This is a genomic window from Sneathiella sedimenti (assembly GCF_017313765.1).
GTDB classification, from domain to species: Bacteria; Pseudomonadota; Alphaproteobacteria; order Sneathiellales; family Sneathiellaceae; genus Sneathiella; species Sneathiella sedimenti.
Genome location: NZ_JAFLNC010000003.1, coordinates 126,999 through 148,659 on the forward strand (window position 1 = coordinate 126,999; position 21,661 = coordinate 148,659).

Consider the following 21,661-nt stretch of genomic DNA (forward strand, 5'->3'; position numbering starts at 1 on the left):
ATGGCAGACATATTGAATATTTCAGACTTAACCGTACTTACGCCCGAACGGACGGTTCTTGAAAAAATCTCGATGACGGTTGAGCCAGGGAAAATCGTTTCGGTCCTCGGGCCCAATGGCGCAGGCAAGAGCGAATTAGTGCTCGCAATTGTCGGGCAAATGGGAATTGCAAAAGGGTCCGTCTGTCTTGGTGAAACAAGCCTGGTTGGTAAACGTCCGGAAAACATCAGAGCGATGGGAGTCGCTGCAGTTCCGGAGGGGCATCAGGTGCTCACAAAACTGACTGTGCATGACAACCTTCACGCCGCCGGGTCCATGCATAACAGTAATGAACTGGCGACAGCAGTTGAGGAAGCCTATGTGATTTTCCCCGAACTCAGACGCCTGGAGAAACAAGCTGCCGGTATGCTTTCCGGGGGGCAGCAGCAAATGGTTGCTCTGGCTCAAGCGATTGTGTGCCAGCCCAAATTTTTGTTGGTTGACGAGATGTCCTTGGGGTTGGCCCCGATCGTTATCGAGCGATTGATGAATGTACTGGTGATGTTGAGGGAGAAGGGGATCGGTATATTACTTATTGAACAGTTTACGCATCTGGCACTCGGAATTTCAGATTATTCCTATGTTCTGAACAGAGGGAGAATTGTTTTTTCAGGCTATCCAATGGAGCTGAATGAAAATCCAGAGATATTACATAAAGCCTATTTGACAGTGTAATCACTGCTCACAGATTTCCAGCAAGCGGTTTCTCCCGACTTTCTTGCTTTGGTATGGTGGCGAATTTTCCCATTGTAATTCGTTGCGGTACCTGTCTTGCCCGGAAGAGTTTGGAGATCTCTTCCGGGCTTTTTTTCCGAAACTCAGGCACGAAATAAGAAACGAGGCCCTGAGTGAGGATTTATCCTGTACGGATCAAAATATTAATGGCTTTCGTCGAGCAACGTTTCAGGGTCGGGCAGGGCAAATGAAGATTCGGGACCCGCGTCATCATCTTGCAGCTTTTCTTTCGCGGATTTTACCGCCCATTCATAGGCCAATTTATGAATGTATTCTGGGTAATCTACAAATGCGCTGAAGTAATCTTTACCAGACCGTGGGGCAAATTCGTAGTTCTCCCCAAGGGTTTTCTTCATATGACTGATAATTACAAGGCTGGCATTATTTGGCAGTGCCTTGCTGCCGATAACATCTTCAAAATTATCAAAATCTATGGACGTGCCTTGAAAAATTGCGCGGCCAGCTTCATACAGTGCGCGGTATTGCTCAGCATTCCCTTCAGTCATGTCGGTGATCGCGGAAATGTACGCGGCGGCCAACCGCCCGACTGTATAATATGGCCTGAATTTCTGAACCTCCAGATTATACTCCCGCATGGGATCATCGACTGTGATGACACCGCCGATCTTGATGGCATCGACAAGGCTGCGGGAGTTTAGGTTCTGGATGGCATAAAACCTCTCTAGTTCCGCCTGCGGATTCTCAATTCTCGCTGCTCGTAAATGCTCAAGCGCAAAACGGTAGTAGCTCTGCGATTTTACAAGATTTGTAATAGACTCTCGATTATTTACATCGGTAGCAAATATGTCCGATTTCATCGTAAGCGCTTTGGAAGCAGGGTCGAACGTCGTATCGCCTGTATATCTGATGGCATCTTTTAAACTTACGCCCTTACCCAAAAGTGCGTTGAGTTCGATTGACGTGAGTTCGGTTTGCCCTTTGATCTTCATCGCCAGTCGTCTGTTCGGAAAAACCGAATAACCGCTATTTGGGATGTAAATGTTGAAAACACCATCCTTATGACTTTCGATGACGGCAAGCTGGTTTTTCAATTTTTTGGTTGTCGCGATAACTTGCCTATCAATTTCTGCGATCATCGCATTGCTTTCAATAGACGGGGTTTCGCGGGGGTCGCTTGTATCCAGAAACAAGGATTGTAGTTTTCCGAATGTCAGTGTTTTAGCCCCAGTTTTCACCGTTTCCATCCCGCTCAATTGAGCGTCGGCAATAGGAATAACGTCCGGCTTCCCATAAAAGATCGCAGATACGATAAACGCATCGAATTGCCGAGATTTTAACGCATCGGCTCCACCCACTCGGTCGAGATAGGGATTTTTCTCAATCTTATCTACGGCAGATGGCTGGATAACTAGTTTATTATTGTTATACTTTATGTTGGCATAGTCCACGGGGAGATAGACAGCGAGCTTCGCGTCAATGAGCATTTGCATCAAGGATTGAACCTCTATAGGTGAGGAAGTAACGTGGTTCATCATATCACCAGCATTGGCGAGCATTTTCCGCTGAGCCAACGCATGTTCCGCCGTTGGTTTATAAGTGACGGGGTTGCTGATAGCCCTGAATTGAGCCCGGTGCATCAAATATCCAAGCCGGCCTTTTGCCGTCAGCGGTGCCATGTTTGCGAGTGAGTTCTCATCTTCAAAAACCGGCCCCGGGCCTAATTCCATACCAAATCCAAGGATGCCTCCCAGGTAGGCCTGTCTGGAGGCTCCTTCCAACGTTCTCGTTGCCGATATGTCGTCGCTATAGTTATTGATTTTCTTTGCGCGCACGATATTGCGCTGGTACTGCTCCTTCAAAAGGGAATAAGTATCCATGTCCGTTTTGAGGGCGTCCGGGTGTTGGCCACAATACGCGGCAATCGCCCCATCCATGATTATTTTCCAGGTATCAAATACTTGCCCGCCGTCGCCATGGAGAAAGAGCGCGTGTTGAATTTTTGCACTGCCAGCCAAAGGTTGACTTGGGGTGCTTTCATCTCCAATCGACTGTCTCCACCATGGGCCATGTGAATGACGCGGAGGAATCCATTTTCCCGGTGTTCTGCTGATAATGACTAAGGGAGGGATGTCATTCCGCCGGTTTCTGACATATTTTTCTATTGCTGCCTCACTGATTTTATAGCCAAGCGGGTATTCCTCCCATTCACTTTCATCGACAGATTCAAAGAGGCCCATGCTATCCTGGAGCGCGAGAAGCTGATCATAAAGCGACAGCCCTGACCCCCCAACAAACAGCGTTGCTTCTTTATTCAGTTTATCATGTTCGTCCGTTAGCCCAAGACGCTTCAGGAAGGCTGTCACACCCTGGTTTTGTCTTCCAAACGGCGGTTCAGTTTTATCTTCAGGTGCCGGGTCCACGGGAACAACCGAAGTGTTGGACTTATCCTCTTCGGGATGTTTCGTTTTTCGTGAACCAAACATTGGCCCCCAATAGGTAAGTTTTTGAACGTCCTCGTCGTCAGTTGCGCAATGAGTGATTGTGCCAATATTTATGCGGACATTATCTGCAGACAGTCCGCCTAACTGGTCTCCGCGCTCAAAGATGACAACGGGTTTCAAGGGATTGGAAACATCGATCCCCCTAACGGTGGAATTACATAAGACATTAACCGAATATCCGATATTCAGCTCATTTGCCTCCTCGACTTGATTGTTAAAATGTTCATGGAGTTCTCTTCCCATAATTCTGCGGGTTACAAGAGCGCGATTGAGGGGATTTTGGAAAATACGACCTGACCTTTTGGCGCGTTTGAATGTTGCGTAGCCGACGGGGTTTTCCTTAAGTTCCTTTTCAATAGATTCCTGATTTTCTTCTATGTACCTAATAACTCGTGACGAGATTTCGGTTTCCGCGCCTGTATTCATCATGGCCGCGCCGAAGGTCTCAGTCCAGGCAACACCGCCAGTAATTGATTCCGCTCCTTGCTTCTCAATAATCGTGGTTTGAATGTTATAAAAGGCACCGAGTGACCTTAATGCCTCGAAGTCTCCCTTGTTCGCTTTTAGAAAATCTACCTCAGCGTTAAATTGCATGGCCCCTCGAGGCCCGCCGCCGACACTTATTAAATGGCCTGTAGGATTGGACTGGATAAATGCCTTTAATAATGGGGTGTAGATAAGCTGGAATGCAAAATAGTCGACCGATTTTAGCTGTTTGAATGTGAGGGTGTTCTCGCCTCCCATTTGACGGGAAATTGTCTCTATGACCCCCATATTGGACAGTTTTCCGAATTGCGAAGGGGTAAGGTAATTTTTACGCATGATTTGCGCGTAAGTAGAAAAATTATTTTGAGTATCACTGTATTTGTCATGTCTGAAGGTGGTAATTGAAGGGAGAAACCTCCATAAAAATTGTAAATTTCTTGGCATTATTTTTTCCAATATTTAAAGTTAATAATATAGGTGACGGAATTATTTAAAGTTTGTGAATATTGGTAATAATTAAATTTTTTTAATTTCCATATTTCGATTATGTAAAAATATATATTTGAAAGTCGGTGTTCGGGCGGATTTATGACTGACATCGCGAAGTATTCACATATAGCTGAGTGAAGAACTCGAGTGATAGAATGTGAAAGGCTGGCGCCGGGGCGATGACGGTTACGTTTCGCTTATCGGTATGTGATGGGTAAATAGATTAATGAGATGCGACAGTGCCTGATAGGGTTTTAGGGTGGCCAACTGTTCGCCGTCAGAATAGGGCGACGCCAAGGTTCCGCTCAAATGTTCCCGTTCAGATTCCGATGAGATTTAGTCGCTGTGCTTTCCTAAAGTTTCTCAAACCAATGAAACAGCGTGCCAATCAGGAAAAGTTTGGGGTGAATTAAGACATGAAATCTCCGAAATAAATCAATACTTCAGAGAATTGTAAAATTTGAAATCAAGGCTTAATCGCCAATAAAGGTCACAAGGTAAGAGGACGCGCGAAGCAGGAACTCGCGGTTTCCTTAGTTCCCATCTATCTGGGCTCCCTCCAATAAAATAGCTATACTTGACGCTGTACAATCATAGGGTGAGAGACTCTAGCATGTTGACAATTGGCGAAAAAAGAACCATTTTCTGGGCGACCAAAAAACAAAAATAAATCATCAGGATTTCCCCCATGAAACAAATAAAGCTAATATTCGCTGCAATTTCATGCATGAGTATATTGTCCTTTGGCACGGCAGCGGCAGAGGATCATACAATCGGAGCGTTGTTTCCTTTGAGTGGCCCCAATGCCACGTATGGCGACGTTTTTATGTCCGGCTCTGACCTTGCGGTTGAACATATCAACGCGGATAAAATGCTCAGTGGCCCTCTGTCTATTGCCTATGAAGATAGTCAAGGACTTCCACAGCCTGCGGTCGTTGGCATGACGAAACTCGTCAACGTCACAAATGTTCCCTATGTCCTGTCCGCCTTCACTGGCGTATCCAAGGCAATTTCAACACTCGGAAATCGGAATGAAGTTGTTGCCGTAAACGGCGGCGGTGTTGGTCCGGACCTCGCGGCGCTGGGTGAATATTTCTGGAACGTTATTCCCCTTGTGAATTTGGAAGTGCGCGCCGTGATGCCGTACCTGATTAAGGAACAAGGTATCAAGCGTGTCGTCCTGATCTATATCGATGATCCATTTGGCAATTCTATCCTCGATGAGCTGGAATCTACTTTGGAAAGTGCGGGCGGTGAACTGATCGAGACCATGTCGGTCCCGACGACAGCGCAGCAGTTTTCCGGTATCGCGGCAAAGGTCCGTGCAGCCAAACCAGATGCTGTTTACATCGCAAGCTACGGCGCTCAGCAGATCCAGATCGTAAAGCAGTTGCGCGACAACGGTGTGGACCAGCAGCTCATCACTTATTCCGGATATCTGGTGCCTGATGCGCTTGCGCTTCCTGAATCCGAAGGCATTATCGCGACCGGACAGGGCGTGAACTATAATTCTGAAGATCCCGTCACCAAGCGCTTTGTTGCGGACTACACAGCCAAATACAATCGTGCCCCGACGGCGTATAACGTGAACTACTACAATGCCACTTACCTGTTTGCGCTTCTGGCACAGGCGTTGGAAGCAGAAGGGAAAGAGGTCACAGGCGCCAATCTCCTCGCCAAGCGCAAGGAAATCGGCACGTTCGATCTTGTTGGCGGGAATGTTTCCTTCCAGGAAAATGGAACCCTGCTGTTCCCGATCCAGGTAAAAACCATCAAGAACGGCAAGACTGAAGTTCTCGATACAATCGATTTCGGAAAATAAGTAGGTATAGGTAGCAACATGCTTGCTTTACAGCTGACGATCACCGGTCTACAGACCGGTGCTCTATACGCACTGACTGCCGTCGGGTTCTCGTTAATTTTCGGGTCCACGCGAATATTTCACTTCGCGCATGGAGCAACATTCATTATTGCCGCATACCTGTTCTATTTTGTGAACGTGTCTGGTTATGGGGTGGTTTTGGGAATTGCTGCTGCGACGGCAGGGGCAATAGCTTTCGGGCTGTTGCTCAACCGGTTCGTATATGTTCCCATTCAAAGGGACGAAGGGTCTTTCTTTACCGTGTTTGTGGCGTCTTTTGGTATCGGGATCGTTATCCAAAATATCGTCGGTATGATTTTCGGCCGCGGCTTTGTTACCGTTCAAACCCCGCTTTCCTTTTCGGTTGAACTGATGGATGGCCTCTATGTGTCGCCGCTGGCATGGATTTCGATGCTTTGCGCCGTCGTCTTTTTCGGTATTCTCTGGTGCTTCCTTCGGTACAGTAACCTGGGCTTGTCTCTCAGGGCGCTTGCCGATAATCCTGAGCTCGTGAAGGCATTTGGACTAAATCCGCGCTACATTTCGGCCTGCGCGTTTACGATTGGATCAATTCTTGTGGTTCCCGCGGCAATCATTTCCGGGGCAACGTCAGGTTTGAATCCGGCGATGGGGCACCATGTCATGCTGATCTCGTTGGCAGCAACAATTGTCGGAGGTATCGGCAGTGTGGCGGGTACCTTGCTTGCGGGGCTTGCGCTTGGTCTGGCGGAAAGCCTGGCCTTGCTGTATGTGGATTCGCAATGGACCGAAGCAGTGACGTTTGCGATCCTTTTCCTCTTCATCATAGTTCGTCCGTCCGGTCTTCTCGGCCGTTCCGCAGCTCACTAAGAAGGAGGAGACTGTGGAAGCTTATCTGCTGAATCTTGTTATTCTGATCTCTATATATTCGATCCTGGCATCGACCCTGAATTTTATCATGGGATATGCCGGGATTTACTCTCTGGCGCACGCCGTGTTTTTTGGGGTTGGAGCATATGCGGGCACGTTCGTGGCGACGCATTTTAGCGCTTCAATCTTTTTTACACTGCCGGCAGCAATGATTGCGGGGGCTGTGTTATCGTTGATCCTTGCGTTGCCAGCTCTTCGGGTAAGAGGGGAATATTTCGTTGCTGCATCCCTTGGGCTGCAGGTGCTGGCTGTGACGATCTTTTCTGAATGGAAAAGCGTTACCGGGGGTATTGGTGGACTAATCGGTATTCCGCCCTTGGATATCGCGGGATTTGAGGTTTTTAAACCTAATCAGTTCGTCTTCGTGACTGTAGTTGGGTTGATCATCGTCCTTTTCATTATTAACCGACTTGTGCATTCCAGTTTCGGGCGTAGTCTTCGGGCTATTCGGGACAGTGAAAGCGCTGCGGCGGCATTCGGGAAGAATGTACCACTGATAAAGACAATTTCGGTTGTCATCTCATCCGCGCTCACGGCGGTTGCTGGCGTGATGTACGCGAGTTACCTAAGCTTCATTAACGTCGAAAGTTTCACGCTTGATACTTCGGTCCTGATTATGGCGATGGTGATTATAGGCGGAACAGGCACGCAAGCCGGACCAATTATCGGCGCGGCGCTGCTGCTTTTACTGCCCAGTCTTATCAGCTATCTCGATTTTCTGCCGCAGACAGAAATCGGGTCAATTCAGCAAATTATATATGGCCTGGGGATGGCTTTATTGATGATCTACCGACCTGGCGGAATTGTTGGTCTTAAGAAGCAATCCGGAGGGGGGAAAAAATAATGGTTTCTTCTCAGGTGGATACACAAGAAGTCCTCATGGAAATCCGGAATGTTGACAGGGCCTTCGGTGGTGTGAAGGCGGTGGATAACGTTTCCATGGACTTGCGTGCCGGCATCATCACAACGCTTGTCGGCCCGAATGGAGCTGGAAAAACAACCCTGTTCAATCTGATTACAGGGGAACTTTCAAAGGATAGCGGCACGATCAAATGGTTGGGGCAACCAATCAATCGCATTAAGCCGTTTCAGGCGGCCCGTGCGGGTATCTTAAGAACGTTCCAGGACTTGCGGCTTTTTAATGAAATGTCTGTTGAGGACAATATCCTTACGTCGATCGAGGCCAATTCAGTGCCACTTCCCATGGCGAAAAGTCAGAGAAAGGCGCGGCGGGAAAAGGTTGAATATGCGTTGAGTCGCACCGGCCTGATAGACAAACGACATATCAGGGCAAAAGATCTTGCCTATGCGGAAAGAAAATTTCTTTCCATGGCACGGGTTATGGCAACAGATGCCCGGCTTTGGTTACTGGATGAACCTGCATCCGGGCTTGATCCGAACTCATACGAGAAATTTCTGGAAATATTACGCGAAGAGGTAAAGCAAGGGGTGACCGTCTGTATTATCGAGCATAACCTTGACATCGTCATCGGCATTTCCGATCGGATTGCGTTCCTCGATCGAGGAAAATTGCTGGCGGATGATGAACCGCAAACCGTTTTGAACGATCCGGACCTCAGGGCAATTTATTTTGGAGAGCGCACATGAGCAGTTCTGTCGTTCTGGCCGCAAAAAATATTACGGCAGGTTATGGCGGACATCCGGCCATTTCCGATATCACAGTAGAGCTCCGCGCAAATGAAGTTCTTACCCTGATTGGCCATAACGGGGCAGGTAAGTCGACCTTATTGAAATGTCTATTCGGTCTTCTTGAGTCTGAATCCGGAATTGTCGCCGTAGATGGAGAGGACGTAACCGGCCAGAACGCACGACAAATATCTGATCGGGGCGTCGCCCTGGTGCCCGAAGGGCGCGGTATTTTTCCAAGTCTGCCAGTTCGGGATATTTTTTCATTGGGGATGCATGCATCCGGCGTTCCTAAAAAGGAGCAGGCGGACCGCATTGGGTGGGTTCTTGAGATCCTGCCCGCGATATCGGAGTTTATGAACCGTCCCGCGGGGAACTTGTCCGGCGGTCAGCAGCAGATGGTCTCGATTGGCCGCGCCTTGTTAAACCGCCCCCGGATCCTTCTGATGGACGAGCCATCAATTGGTTTGGCCCCTAAATTGTTCCAGGATTTGCTGGCGCCAATTCGTGCTCTACAGCAACGAGAAAAGCTTTCCATTCTGTTGGTTGAGCAAAATGTGCGTGAAGCGTTGAAAATTTCTGATCGCGCGGTTGTTATGAAATCAGGCTCGATGATCTGGGAGGGAGAGCCCGCTGAGCTCGAGGATAACGAGCGACTGATGGAACTCTACTAATGGCTTTGGACTATACTTTTGACGCGGCTCTAGCAGATAGGATCGCGTCAGAAAAAGACGCTGATACACGCCCGATGTTTGTAACGGCAAAGGGCGATGGTATCTCTCCAACTGAGTTTGGTGAAAAAGTCTCCCAAACCGCCGCATGGTTGGTGGCAAGAGGTGTTACAAGCGGGGACAAGGTCGCTGTTTGGCTTCCCAACAAGTTGGAATGGATGATGTTGCTGTTCGCCTGTGCTCGAATAGGCGCGGTAGTGGCGGCGGTGAATACAAGATATCGTACAGCTGAGTTGCAGCATATCCTCAAGTCCAGTGGCGCAAAAATGCTGATATTTGAGGGTCGAGATAGTCGTGCCGATTTTTATCGTCTGATCTCAGAGCTCGACTTTTCCGAGTTGGCTGACTTAAAGGAACTGGTTTGTGTTGATGCGGACGCAGCAGCACTTCCACCAATCAATAATATAAAGATTGGGTTGTTTTCCCCTGAAGAAGCGCATCCTGAAGCGGATACAGTGGGGACTGCGAATTCCCCCATCTTGCTATTTACTACGTCGGGCACAACAAATGCGCCGAAATTAGTAATGCATGTTCAAAGAGCGGTCATTCTTCACGCGTATAATTGTGCGAAAGCGTTGGAGTTTGATCAGGACGGCGCCCGGTTCTTGTCGGTCATGCCATTTTGTGGTGTTTTCGGGCTGAATCCGACGCTTGCGGCCATTGCTGGCAGGGCCCCCGTCTATCTCCATACGGAGTTTGATATTGAGTTGCTGGTCAAGGATGTAAAAGAAAATGCCATTACTCACCTCTTTGGGAGTGATGAGATGTATCAGCAGATTTGGCAAAGAGACCGGGAGGCACTTAAACACGCCCGCATTTGTGGTTACGCCTCCTTTACGCCCGGTATTGAAGAAAAGATGCGCCATATCGCCGAAAACAGGGTCCCGTTGTTGGGACTGTATGGTGCGAGTGAAATTTTTGCGATTTTCTCCACCCAGCCCTTGAACTTACCGATTGAACAGCGATTGCAGGGAGGTGGTTTGCCCGCAGGCGGATCGCAGGCGGAACTCCGGGTTCGCAATACGGAAACCGGTGAGCTTTGCGCGGAAAATGAGGTTGGTATTCTTGAGTTTCGGGCGCCAACGAATTTTATAGGATATTACCGCAATGAGGAGGCGACCTCTAAAGCCATTGACGCGGACGGATATTTCCATAGTAACGACATCGGATATCTCCGCGGTGATGGGACATTCGTCTATTTGGCGCGGAACGGCGATTTCCTCCGTCTTTCAGGTTTCTTGACTGACCCTAAGGAAATTGAAGAAGTTCTGGAGCAGGATGAGGCTGTCGGAAAATGTCAGGTCGTCGGGGTGGAGTATAAAGGCAAAACCCGCCCGGTGGCTTTCGTAATTCCGATTGACCCCGGCAAGATGCCGAAGGAAGACGTCCTTATTTCCGAGGCCAAATCAAGTCTTGCGCATTACAAAGTGCCGCTGCATGTGATCGTTATCGACGCCTTTCCGACGACTGAAAGTGCCAACGGCCTGAAAATTCAAAAAGCGAAGCTTCGTGATGAGGCAATGCGGTATATCAAGGACGCGGGTTCAAGCTAACCCAGAATGCTGCGGCGAATGTAGTCACAGCGGGTCATTAGAATAGTCTTTAAGTAACGCTTTGTCGTTGGTCTATACATACTGATCAGGTGGCCATTAATGATTGCTGGAAACCTGCGACGGACTAATAGGCGGTTGGCGCGTTGAAACCATTTGGATTACCACAAACGGTATATCCGGTCGGCTATATTTCATCCCACTATTGCTGGAAGCAGTTTAGCTTCCTCAGTAGCGATTGTTAGCGTATTATAACTAGATGAAGTCCGATCTAGTAAAGCCGCCCGACAATCCTGTTGAGCCGTCAGTAGCTCTTCATTTCATACCATTGTCTGAGACATTTGGGGCGCAGGTTTCGGGCTTGGATCTATCCAGTGATATATCAGACATTGTCAAATCCGCCCTCAACCAGGCATTGCTCGATCATCAGGTTCTGTTGTTTCGTCAACAGGATTTAAATGAGGATCAGCAGGCCCGGGTTGCGGAGGTTTTCGGTCCTTGCCGCCCTCTGTGGCAAAATCAATTCTATCCAAGCCAAAATAATCGGGCCCATTATCTCAGCAATGTAGATATGGAAGGGCGCCCTATCGGCCGTCATCCAGACCCAGGGTCCACTCATTGGCATAGCGATGGGTCCTGGTCAGTTAATCCGAGCAAGGCGACAGTGCTTTATGGCATTCGGGTACCGGAGGGGGAAGGGGTTACACATTTCGCCAACATGTACCAACTCTACGAAGATCTGGATCAGCCTGCGAAAGATCGTCTCAGGAAACTGCAAGCCGAACATAATTATGAGCTGGCCCGAGCTGCACGGCAGAAGCGGCTGCCCTGGCAATGGTCGCGAGCGGATTTGAGTGTTCAATCACTACTTATGCACGTGACCTGGTGGAAAAGTGTAATAGGACGGCGATTTCGGGATGGCGCAGTATTTCATCCAATTGTGCGTCCCCATCCCGAAACAGGCCGCCCTGCGCTTTATATCGGTGATCACGCTTGGCGGGTTAGGGGCAGGTTCTGGCCATCTGGGATTAAACTGATGAAAGAGATTAATAGCATCCGGTTTAATGCATCGGCCAGATACGACCACAAATGGCAACCCGGGGATCTGTTGGTTTGGGACAACCGGAGCGTATTACATAAGGTTGGGACGTATAATTTTCTCGACCAGGTCAGGATCATGCGCCGATGTGTGGTGGAGAGTTGAGAAAAACCATTTTCAGGGCAGGTTGGAGCCCCAATCCCGGTTTGTGCCGTTGTGGAGCCAATTCCCGTTTCCCTTTTACGTCAGGGAGCTATGTTCGGTGGAGTTGCGGGATCAATTCCGGGCTGGTCAATTTCAAAGGTAATTAACCAGCCCGGATAGATGACAGTACGATTTTAATTCAGCGCATTCGGTAAGAACAGGCTGATTTCAGGTACGAGGATCAGAAGTAACAAGGTCAGGATATCCATAACGAGGAACCAGAGCACGCCCTTGAAGATGACTTCGAGCTTCACCGTATCGCCAATTACCCCTTTCAGGATATAGACGTTCAACCCCACAGGCGGGGTAATCAGGCCGATTTCAAGCAGCTTGATCATGATGACGCCGAACCAGATCAGGTCATAACCCAGGTTCTCGATGACGGGCACAACAACCGGCAAGGTCAGGAGCATGATCCCGAGTGGATCCATAAAGGTTCCGAGAACCACATACACCAGCGATAGGGCGAGAAGGATAACGATTGGCGGATAATCGAGCGACAAAGCCAGGTCAGACAGGAAGCCAGCGACACCGGTGATGGCGATAAAGCCAACAAATATTTTGGCGCCAATGACAACAGCGAAAATGCTGGCAGACTGGGTGACCGTTTCAAGAATTGAAAGCTTGGCTTCCCTGGCCTTTAACCGCTTGGAGAGAGCAGCCAGACCCCACGCACCCGCAGCGCCAACGGCTGCAGCTTCAGTCGGCGTCACGATGCCGGCATAGATTCCGCCCATCACCAACACAAAGAGGAGGATTATCGACCATGTTCCCTGCAGCGATTTATACCGCGTTTCCCAGCTGACATTCTCTGGGGCCGGGGCCAGCTTCGGGTTAATCATGGCCCGAATAATGATCATGAGAATATAGATCAAGGCAGACAGAATGCCGGGAACCAAACCCGCGAGAAGTAGCTTGCCAACGGAGAGTTCAGTAAACAGGCCGTAGATAATCATGAGGATGCTGGGCGGGATTAGCGACCCGAGCGTTCCACTTGCTGCGATAACGCCCGTGGCCAACCCTTTATCATATTTATAGCGAAGCATCTCAGGTACGGCGAGCTTGCCCATGGCCGCAGCTGTTGCCAAGCTTGATCCGCTGACGGCGGCGAACATGGCACAACCCATTACAGAGGCAATTGCAAGGCCGCCTGGAAGCCGTGATAGCCAGGCGCGGGCCGCATCATATCCATCTCTTGTAAAACCAAAATGAAATGCGACGTAACCCATCATCAAGAAGAGTGGTATTGCGACCAATGAAAATGAGGCGACAAACGAATAGGGCTCGAAAGCGATATAGTTGATAGCGGCCTGCCAGCCTCTTGCGAGATCAGCTTCCCGTCCGGCGGGCCACCCAATTGCGAGAATAAGGCCGACAAACCCGACAACCGCGAGCGATACGGCGATTGGAACGCGGATTATAATCAACAGTAAAAGTACGCCGATTCCGCAGAATCCGAGAGTAATGGGATCCATAAAAATTTACTTTCTGTTCGTGAGCTCTAGCCCGGCTTTGACCACGTCTATGGCAAACCGAAGCGTAAACATGAGAATGCCGACGAAAAATATGAAACGGACCGGCCATTCCGGTAGCGCAAGCGGACCTTCCATATAGTTTCCGGTGATCCACGCATCCAGAAAGTAGTGGAATGCGGAATAAGTCATGATCGCAAAGAATACGAAACCTAGCAGGAAGCCAAAGGCATCGAGCGCGAGGTTTGTGCGATCAGACAATTTGTCGGTAAATAAGGTGACCATGATATGTTCGCGCTGTGCCTGAACAAAGGCAAATGGCAAAAACACCACGAACACCATGAGGAACTCATTCATCACCACATCGTCCGGTATTGGCGCACCAATGACGTATCGGCCAATTACAGACAATGTGGTGATTGCAAGCATGAGCATTACGGCTACGCCGGCAACTAGAACGAGAGATTTCTCGAAATAGTGAAAGCTGTTTTTCATCTAGTTTTCCAGATTAAGTAGTTGTGAAAGACAGCTTAACGGTTCCAGGGGTAGCCCTTTTCTTCGAGCTCCTTCTGGTATTTAGCGAAAGTTTCGTTGTATTGATCAATGACCTTTTGGGAATCAATACCTTTTGCTTCTGTTCTTTCTTTCCATTCAACAACCAGTTCGTCCGCAGCCGCTTTCCATTTAGCCCGCTCTGCTTCATCAAGAGTGTTGATTTTCATTACTTTACCGTCAATGCCCTTGAGCAATTCGGCCCGAGCAGAGGCGTTATCCTCGATCAGGGCTTTGGAGTAATGTTCTACGAACTCCTCGCTGACTTCAGTCATGACTTTCTTGATGTTGTCAGGCATCTCATTCCACTGTTTGAGATTAATGCCTGCGCCGTAACCAAGAATCTGGCCCATGTTTACTTCTAGAACATAGTCTGCAACTTCGTAAAACTTGTATGAACGCGTCGCAAACATGTAGGTAGCACCGCCATCAACTGTTCCGCGGTCCATTGCCTGGTAGATTTCACTATGTCCCAGATTGACAGGAATAGCGCCCAGGTTTTTCATAAGCGGAATAAAGCCTGCGGTTGCCCGGATTTTTTTACCGTCAAGATCAGCAGATGACTTAATCTCAAAGTTGGAGACAATTTCGCTCGGGCCCGTCGTGAAGTTTGCCAGCAGATGAATGCCGTTTTTCTTCATCTCATCGGAAAGCTCCGGCATTGTTGTCTGCAGATCCTGCCAGGTTCTGAGCGTAACCCAAATATCGCCTGCAACAAACGGGAGGTTTCCGTAGTTCCATACCGGCATTTCGGCAGGATTGTATGGGCCCATGATAGTTCCCGCATCTGCAAGGCCGGTAGAAACCGCTCTCAGGGTTTCTTTGCCCTTGGACAGCGCCTGGCTCCAGAAAAATTCGATTTTGACTTCGCCGTTGGTGCGCTTTTCAATTTCTGAAGCCCACCATTTCAGGGATTCAGCACGGGCGCCACGTGGCGGGCCGAGTTCACTGTAACGGAGGTGATATTCTGCATAGGCGTTTGCGCTAAATGCAGAAATCGTGAACAATGTTGCCAGCAGCGCAAGGCTTTTGGCCAACTTAGACTTTAGTTTCATTATTTTCCCCTGACTATGGAATGTCTATGAATGTTTCGGGACGTTTGTTCCTTGTTAATTGGCTGTCCGAAAGCTGGCGGGATGGTGATATAGAATTAAATAATAGTCAATAGGCGGGAAAATAAACAGTGAGATTGCGATTGCTTTTTAGACTGTTGCGCGAAGAAGTATGAGATTTACACTCTTTGGGCGAGAATAATAGAATTCCCGCATACCGAAACTGGGCCTGGCGGACAAAAGCAAATATGAAGCATTGGTGCCCAGAGGCAGGATTCGAACCGCCGACAAGCCGGGCGCCTGTCGGCAGTATTCTTGGCTGATTTACCAAAAGCTATTGAGCATTCCATCATTCCTTTTTCGTTTCGAAACGAATGGCCCGTTTTTTAGACATTGACCTGGTTTGAAAGCGGTCAATTCATTGCTAATTTTAGTAAACTGCCGCCGATTCTTTCATCAAATCAGACGGCCGTACTATTACGTCACTTTTGCAAGATGATCGTGCAGTGTTTCATGAAAATGGACGATCGCCTTTTCATAATGCCCAAAAGTGAAATGACTGTTGGCATTGGCATTCAAACCGGTCTGTATGGAGCGCGCGGCTTCACGATCCTCCTCAATTCCCGAATTCTTGACGAAGCCTGCATCCCGTTTTGCGAGTTCCAAATCGACAGGATTCCCGTCAGCATCGAGATTGCGCAAACGATATACAATAGTCCGTGTTTCCGTCGGAGAAACCGGTTCCAGCACGATGAGCTGCGTATGATTGGATAGAACAGAAAGATGAGTGTTTGGGAATAACTGGAAAACATCCGTCGTCATGCCGTTGATACGCCGTTTTTCGCGTGGAATGTCTCGCAGTTTATTGATCCGGCGGAACGGGAATATAATGCGGGAGTTGGTTCCGAAAATCTCAACGACATTTACGTTGTCAAGGCCATAGGGGTAAAATGTACGGTTATGGAGGCTCTTGATATGATAGCCTTCCATCGATGTTTCGGCCATGAGCTTCCAGTTTGTTTCGTCTTCATATTCACCATGATCGAACATGTCCTGCCGTGGGTCGAGAATATCCGGCAAAGCATCTAGTGCTCCGTCGGAAATGGGCGCATCTTGGGTGACAAAAACAATGCCGCCGCGCTCCTCCGCCTTAACGGGCACCAGTCCGTGCTCCGCCATGTCGACGCCGGGGAATCCTTCTTTCCCGGGAATATGCTTCAGATTGCCTTCCAGGCCATAGGTCCATGAATGATAGGGACAGACAAAAGCGCGGGCACAACCAGTCCCATTCGAGACCGCCATGCCGCGATGGCGGCAACTGTTGCGAAATGCTCGCACTACATTGTCGTCCCCGCGGACCACGACAATTGGCGTCAGGGCAGCTGTACGCGCAACAAACGATCCTTTCTCCGGCAACGCTGTGGACGGGCAGAAAGGCACCGGCAATCGACGCAGCATCTCGATTTCCGCATTAAAGCGTTCCACAGACCGATAACTCTCGACGGGCTCCCGCCAAACACGTTCGCCTACATCGGTGGTTTTGGCATCCAAATGAGCGAAAATTCTATCAATCACTTCGGTATCGTTTAGTATTTTGGTCATGATCTAACTCTTCTTATTATTTGATTTCAAATTCAATATTATCCTTCTTGCGCGGTACTTGTCGAGCTAGTTGACAGACCGACTATCGCCCGGGCATCCATCCCGCGATCAAAGCCATACGTAATTTCGCGACATTTCTCTTGAAAAATAAGCGGTGAGTTGGGATTTAGGATGTCACACCTTTCATCCATTTCGAGCCCTATCATTTTGGGACTGGGCTAATATCCATTGACTATCTGTTAGGTCGGGCTTATCTACCTGCTTATGAGAACGCATGTAGATCATATTCGGTTTTTTATTCTGAACCGCCCTTTTCCCCGGGCGGTATAGGCGCGTTTGCGCCTGCATAACTTCTCGGGGCATCCCAATACACTCAAATTGAATAGTTAGCGTGGAAACGTCCAGAGTAGAGGCATGACTGCGCTCCAAAATCTCTCGTGTCAGTAGATTTTAAATACAGATTAACGTGGAATGGCACCTGTGACTTGCGGGGCTAATCGCCCTTCCATTTTTCCTGATGTTTGAAATTTTCATACTGCCAGGCTTTTGGCTTCCTTAAGAACATCAGTTTCCGTTGCGGGCTCGGCATGTACTCAATCAATTTCCACGTTTTTTCATACACTTAAAGTAAATGGAGGTTATCATGGCTACAACTTCAACTTCGCTCCCGATCTCAACCCGCCGCCCAAAAATTGTCATCAGTGACGCGTCATTAAATCGCTTGGAAGCGTTGGCGGAAAGATCATTCGAGCGGGACCCTGCTTTGGCCAGTCGTCTTCTGGATGAAATTGGCAGAGCCCGTATCGTAAATGCGCAAAAGATGCCGGCTAATGTTGTGGCGATCGGTAATGTTGTTACCTACCGCGACGGAACGACGGGACAGGAACGAACCGTGACGCTTGTCTTCCCAGGCGATGCAGACATTGCGAGCCAGAAAATCTCGATAATGACACCGATCGGCGTTGCATTGCTGGGCCTGAAAGAGGGTGCCAGCTTCTATTGGGACACGCGTGATGGCGAACGGCGGATGCTGACGGTAGTCCGGGTGACTTCCGGCGCGTCAGTTTCCGAAAACTGAACTCGGACACTCCGGGGTAATCGCTAAAGGAGTATGCATGGCCGAAATCTTAAAAATGATCCGAATGTATTATTTAGCGGGCTTTTGATTCAATCGTTGCATCTTTCGGAGTCCATATATAGTCTACCTTTCCAATGGACGGTAATTGTCGTCTCGTTGAGATGGCGTATACAAAAGCCAATGGTGCCTATGACGGATATTCAGCAGGATATACTTAAGGTCATCGAGAGAGAATATGACCAATTAAGTCCGCAACTGAGATTGGCAGCGCGGTTTGCCCTAGACCGTCCAGACCGCATTGCCTTTTATTCCATGCGTGAAGTGGCGGCGCAGGCAGATGTCTTGCCGCCAACGATGTTACGCCTCGCAAAGCGGCTGGGGTTTAATAATTTTAACGATTTTCGGGACAGATTCCGCGATAGGATTGAGGCGCCCGGCGGCTCTTACGCTGCACGTGCACGGCAATTGCAAATGCGCAAGATGCTGACATCTGGATCTGGTCTCTTGCGGGAAATATGTGACGCCGACAGGCGCAATATAGAGCTTACCTTTGAGACCATTGACGATGCCGCCATCATGGCGGCTGCCGAAACCTTCATCAAGGCGGAAACAGTCAATATTATCGGTTTAAGAAAGTGTTTTCCGATAGCCTTTTACTTCCATTATGCAACCCGTGTTTTCTTTCCAAATGCACGCTTGATCCAGGGGCAGGCAGGTTTGTATGGCGAGGAAATCTCCCGTATCTCTGAACGGGATGCAGTTCTCGTCATTGCCTTCGATCCCTACACGAAAGAAACTGTAAGAGCAGCCAGGGCCGCGCATTCCGTTGGAGCCCAGTTGACCTCTATTACCGACAGTGTCGTCTCCCCATTGGCGGTTGGCGCGAATCATCTATTTCTAGTGGCGAACAGAAGTCCCTCATTCTATCGGTCCTTGGTTGGTGCCATGGCCGTCGTTCAGGCCCTGGTTGCTGCGATTGTTAGTAAGCTCGGCGAGGATGCTGTTGATAAGCTGCAGGCGTCTGAAGCCCTCCTTCGCGACAATAACACCTATTGGATAAATGGAGATGTCGGATGACACATGTATTTCATCGAAATCCGCGAGCTGAGCTACCCGTCGCCGCGCGAGGAGAGGGGCCGTACATCTATGATACCTCGGGTAAACAGTATCTAGACGCCAGCGGCGGCGCCGCGGTTTCCTGTTTGGGGCATAGCAACTCCTCAGTCGCCAAAGCCATGAAACAGCAGATTGACGGGATCTCATTCTCCCACAGTGGATTTTTCACTAATCAGCCTATGGAGGATTTGGCCGATTTCCTGGTCAAGCGGGCTCCCGCTAATCTTGATCGCGTTTACTTTGTGTCGGGAGGGTCGGAAGCTGTGGAAGCGGCTTTGAAGCTGGCCCGGCAATACTTTCTGGAGAAAGGCGAGACAAGCCGGACCCGTTTTATTTCGCGGCGGCAGAGTTACCACGGAAATACAATCGGAGCGCTGGCAGCGGGCGGGAATCAATGGCGGCGAGAACCTTATGCACCGTTGCTGATGTCGGTTCCCCTCATTTCACCCTGTTATGAGTATCGCGAAAAGAAGAACGGTGAAACGGAATGGGATTTTGGTCAGCGTGTCGCGGGAGAACTTGAAACGGCATTGCTAGACACTGGGCCAGAAAATGTCTGCGCCTTTATTTGCGAGCCAGTCGTGGGAGCAACAATGGGCGCCGTGCCAGCGGTCAAGGGCTATTTCAAACGCATACGGGAGATTTGCGATCAATATGGTGTCCTGTTTATTGCTGATGAAGTGATGTGCGGCATGGGCCGGACCGGTAGCCTTTATGCTGTTGAACAAGAAGACGTGGCGCCAGATATCCTGGTGACGGCAAAAGGGCTGGGAGCTGGGTATCAGCCAATTGGTGCAATGCTTGTTTCTGAAGGAATATTCACGACGATCGTCAATGGATCAGGCTTTTTCCAGCATGGACATACCTATATGGGGCATCCAGTCGCGTGTGCGGCGGCGCTCGCCGTACAGCACTATATTGAAGACAATGATTTGCTGTCCAGTGTGCGCCATCGTGGAGCGCAGTTGGCCGAAGCTTTAACTTCTCGGCTTGGAAATAATCCATTTGTCGGAGATATACGGGGGCGCGGTCTTTTCCAGGGAATTGAGCTTGTTGCAGATCGCATGACAAAGGAACCGCTGGATCCCTCCCTCAAAATACATGCGAAAATAAAGAGCGCGGCTATGGCCGCCGGGCTTATGTGTTATCCAATGGGGGGAACAATTGACGGGCAGCGTGGTGATCACATTCTGCTGGCGCCCCCCTTTATTATCAACGATGGGCATATCGAGGAAATCGTCGATAAACTGGGTACAGTGATTGATGAAATCGTTGGCAGTTTGCCCTCTTCGCGCGCTTGAAAGTGCTGCTGTATGTAAGCGCTCTTGCCATGGAAGGGGTTGTGGAGGTAGGCTTTGGAAACCGTCTGGCGCGAGCTTTTAAATAAGCTGCACACCGCGATGCAGTTCTATTCTGCCAGACCGGTAAATTACGGAACGTATTGGCGCGCTGGTGCAATATTCTGTAATGCAAGGCGGATGTTATATAAAAATGAGGGCGAAATTGCTCCAACACAGAATTTTCCTTTTGGTACTTTATACCAGGAATTGAGAGGAAAGGCCGACTTTGGAGATTAATCTTCGAATTTGGCATATTGCGTTGCTAGGGGAGATCAAGAAATTGCTAGCAACATGTTTTATAGGTGAAGGAGATATATAATGAGAAAGTTTTTTGCCTTGGCTGCGGTAGCGGTCACCGCCATCGGCGGGGTTAGTTTGACGGCTGCGCCGGCGAGCGCGGAAACATTTATTACTATCGGAACAGGCGGACAGACCGGCGTTTACTATCAGGTAGGTGGCGCAATTTGTAAATTGGTCAACCGCGGGACCAGCGACCACGATATTAAATGTACCCATACGACAGGCGGCTCCGTAAAAAACATCAATGGTATTCGCGCGGGCGACCTGGATATGGGTGTTGCCCAGTCTGACTGGCAATATCATGCTTATAATGGTACGGCCCCCACGCAGTTTCCGGATGGTAAGTTCGAAGAGCTGCGCGCTGTATTTTCCGTTCACCCCGAGCCATTTACGGTCGTGGCCCGCAAAGATTCAGGGATCAAGACCTTTGAAGACCTGAAAGGGAAACGTGTGAACGTCGGTGATCCCGGGTCCGGACAGCGCGGCACGATGGAAGTCGTCATGGAGAAAATGGGCTGGACGATGGATGATTTTGCGCTGGCATCAGAGCTCAAATCATCTGAGCAAGCGGCGGCTTTGTGTGACAACAAGGTTGACGCCATTGTCTTCACCGCGGGCCACCCGAATGGCTCAATCAAAGAGGCAACCACCTCATGCGAAGCGGTTCTGGTGAATGTCAATAATGACGTGATCAAGAAGCTGGTTGCTGATAACGCATTTTATGCAATGGCGACAATTCCGGGCGGAATGTATACCGGAACGGATGAAGATGTAGAAACATTCGGTGTTGGTGCAACGTTTGTGTCTTCTACTAAGACCGATCCGGAAGTGGTTTACCAGATCGTGAAGGCGGTTTTCGATGACATTGACCGGTTCCGGAAAATGCATCCCGCATTCGCTAATCTGGATACCAAGCTGATGATTACGAATAACCTTTCTGCACCTTTGCATGAAGGAGCTGTTCGATACTACAAGGAACAAGGCTGGATGTAAGCCA

17 protein-coding genes are annotated in these 21,661 nt (G+C 49.3%); 12 read left to right on the forward strand and 5 right to left on the reverse strand.

Annotated features, from left to right (window positions below; all coding sequences use genetic code 11):
- The gene (locus tag J0X12_RS09935; protein WP_207045040.1) at window positions 1–714 is read left to right on the forward strand and encodes an ABC transporter ATP-binding protein; all 714 of its coding nucleotides are present in this window, start codon (window positions 1–3) and stop codon (window positions 712–714) included.
- 203 nt (window positions 715–917) lie between these two features.
- On the opposite strand, the gene J0X12_RS09940 is transcribed toward J0X12_RS09935, so the two are convergent.
- Window positions 918–4,166, reverse strand: coding sequence for a cache domain-containing protein (locus J0X12_RS09940; RefSeq protein ID WP_207045042.1), 3,249 nt, complete (start codon window positions 4,164–4,166; stop codon window positions 918–920).
- A 772-nt stretch (window positions 4,167–4,938) separates the two neighbouring features.
- Between J0X12_RS09940 and J0X12_RS09945 the strand changes: the two genes are divergently transcribed.
- From J0X12_RS09945 to J0X12_RS09975, 7 genes are all read left to right on the forward strand, one after another.
- Window positions 4,939–6,033, forward strand: a complete 1,095-nt coding sequence (locus J0X12_RS09945) for an ABC transporter substrate-binding protein (RefSeq protein WP_207045045.1) — start codon at window positions 4,939–4,941, stop codon at window positions 6,031–6,033.
- An 18-nt stretch (window positions 6,034–6,051) separates the two neighbouring features.
- Window positions 6,052–6,921, forward strand: coding sequence for a branched-chain amino acid ABC transporter permease (locus tag J0X12_RS09950; protein ID WP_207045048.1), 870 nt, complete (start codon window positions 6,052–6,054; stop codon window positions 6,919–6,921).
- 13 nt (window positions 6,922–6,934) lie between these two features.
- Window positions 6,935–7,825, forward strand: a complete 891-nt coding sequence (locus tag J0X12_RS09955) for an ABC transporter permease subunit (protein WP_207045052.1) — start codon at window positions 6,935–6,937, stop codon at window positions 7,823–7,825.
- Window positions 7,825–8,589 carry an ABC transporter ATP-binding protein gene (locus J0X12_RS09960; RefSeq protein ID WP_207045055.1) on the forward strand — a complete coding sequence of 255 codons (765 nt, stop codon included), beginning with the start codon at window positions 7,825–7,827 and terminating at the stop codon, window positions 8,587–8,589. Before J0X12_RS09955 ends, J0X12_RS09960 begins: the two co-directional genes overlap by 1 nt.
- Entirely contained in the window at window positions 8,586–9,302 is a 717-nt protein-coding gene (locus tag J0X12_RS09965) for an ABC transporter ATP-binding protein (protein ID WP_207045057.1), read from the forward strand. Before J0X12_RS09960 ends, J0X12_RS09965 begins: the two co-directional genes overlap by 4 nt.
- A complete protein-coding gene (locus J0X12_RS09970; protein ID WP_207045060.1) occupies window positions 9,302–10,912 on the forward strand; it encodes an AMP-binding protein in 1,611 nt (536 codons plus the stop codon). Before J0X12_RS09965 ends, J0X12_RS09970 begins: the two co-directional genes overlap by 1 nt.
- Before the next feature lie 256 nt (window positions 10,913–11,168).
- Complete coding sequence (locus J0X12_RS09975) at window positions 11,169–12,113, forward strand: TauD/TfdA dioxygenase family protein (RefSeq protein ID WP_207045062.1); 945 nt, start codon at window positions 11,169–11,171, stop codon at window positions 12,111–12,113.
- Between the two features lie 173 nt (window positions 12,114–12,286).
- Here the strand turns inward: J0X12_RS09975 and J0X12_RS09980 are convergent, their stop codons facing one another.
- The 4 genes from J0X12_RS09980 to J0X12_RS09995 all read right to left on the reverse strand — a co-directional run bounded on the left by J0X12_RS09980 (window position 12,287) and on the right by J0X12_RS09995 (window position 16,830).
- Window positions 12,287–13,627: a TRAP transporter large permease gene (locus J0X12_RS09980; protein ID WP_207045064.1), complete on the reverse strand. Its 1,341-nt coding sequence runs from the start codon at window positions 13,625–13,627 to the stop codon at window positions 12,287–12,289.
- Between the two features lie 6 nt (window positions 13,628–13,633).
- Window positions 13,634–14,119, reverse strand: a complete 486-nt coding sequence (locus J0X12_RS09985; RefSeq protein WP_207045066.1) for a TRAP transporter small permease — start codon at window positions 14,117–14,119, stop codon at window positions 13,634–13,636.
- Window positions 14,120–14,154: 35 nt separating this feature from the next.
- The gene (locus tag J0X12_RS09990; protein WP_207045068.1) at window positions 14,155–15,231 is read right to left on the reverse strand and encodes a C4-dicarboxylate TRAP transporter substrate-binding protein; all 1,077 of its coding nucleotides are present in this window, start codon (window positions 15,229–15,231) and stop codon (window positions 14,155–14,157) included.
- Between the two features lie 474 nt (window positions 15,232–15,705).
- Window positions 15,706–16,830 (reverse strand): aromatic ring-hydroxylating oxygenase subunit alpha, encoded by a 1,125-nt coding sequence (locus J0X12_RS09995; RefSeq protein ID WP_207045070.1) that lies wholly within the window; start codon window positions 16,828–16,830, stop codon window positions 15,706–15,708.
- Window positions 16,831–17,473: 643 nt separating this feature from the next.
- On the opposite strand from J0X12_RS09995, the gene rnk reads away from it, so the two are divergent.
- The 4 genes from rnk to J0X12_RS10015 all read left to right on the forward strand — a co-directional run bounded on the left by rnk (window position 17,474) and on the right by J0X12_RS10015 (window position 21,657).
- A complete protein-coding gene (gene rnk, locus J0X12_RS10000; protein ID WP_207045072.1) occupies window positions 17,474–17,908 on the forward strand; it encodes a nucleoside diphosphate kinase regulator in 435 nt (144 codons plus the stop codon).
- Between the two features lie 189 nt (window positions 17,909–18,097).
- Complete coding sequence (locus J0X12_RS10005) at window positions 18,098–18,985, forward strand: MurR/RpiR family transcriptional regulator (RefSeq protein ID WP_207045074.1); 888 nt, start codon at window positions 18,098–18,100, stop codon at window positions 18,983–18,985.
- On the forward strand, window positions 18,982–20,325 hold the full coding sequence (locus J0X12_RS10010) for an aspartate aminotransferase family protein (protein ID WP_207045076.1): 1,344 nt from the start codon (window positions 18,982–18,984) through the stop codon (window positions 20,323–20,325). Before J0X12_RS10005 ends, J0X12_RS10010 begins: the two co-directional genes overlap by 4 nt.
- A 357-nt stretch (window positions 20,326–20,682) precedes the next feature.
- Window positions 20,683–21,657 (forward strand): TAXI family TRAP transporter solute-binding subunit, encoded by a 975-nt coding sequence (locus J0X12_RS10015; protein WP_207045078.1) that lies wholly within the window; start codon window positions 20,683–20,685, stop codon window positions 21,655–21,657.
- The last annotated feature ends 4 nt before the right edge of the window (window positions 21,658–21,661 follow it).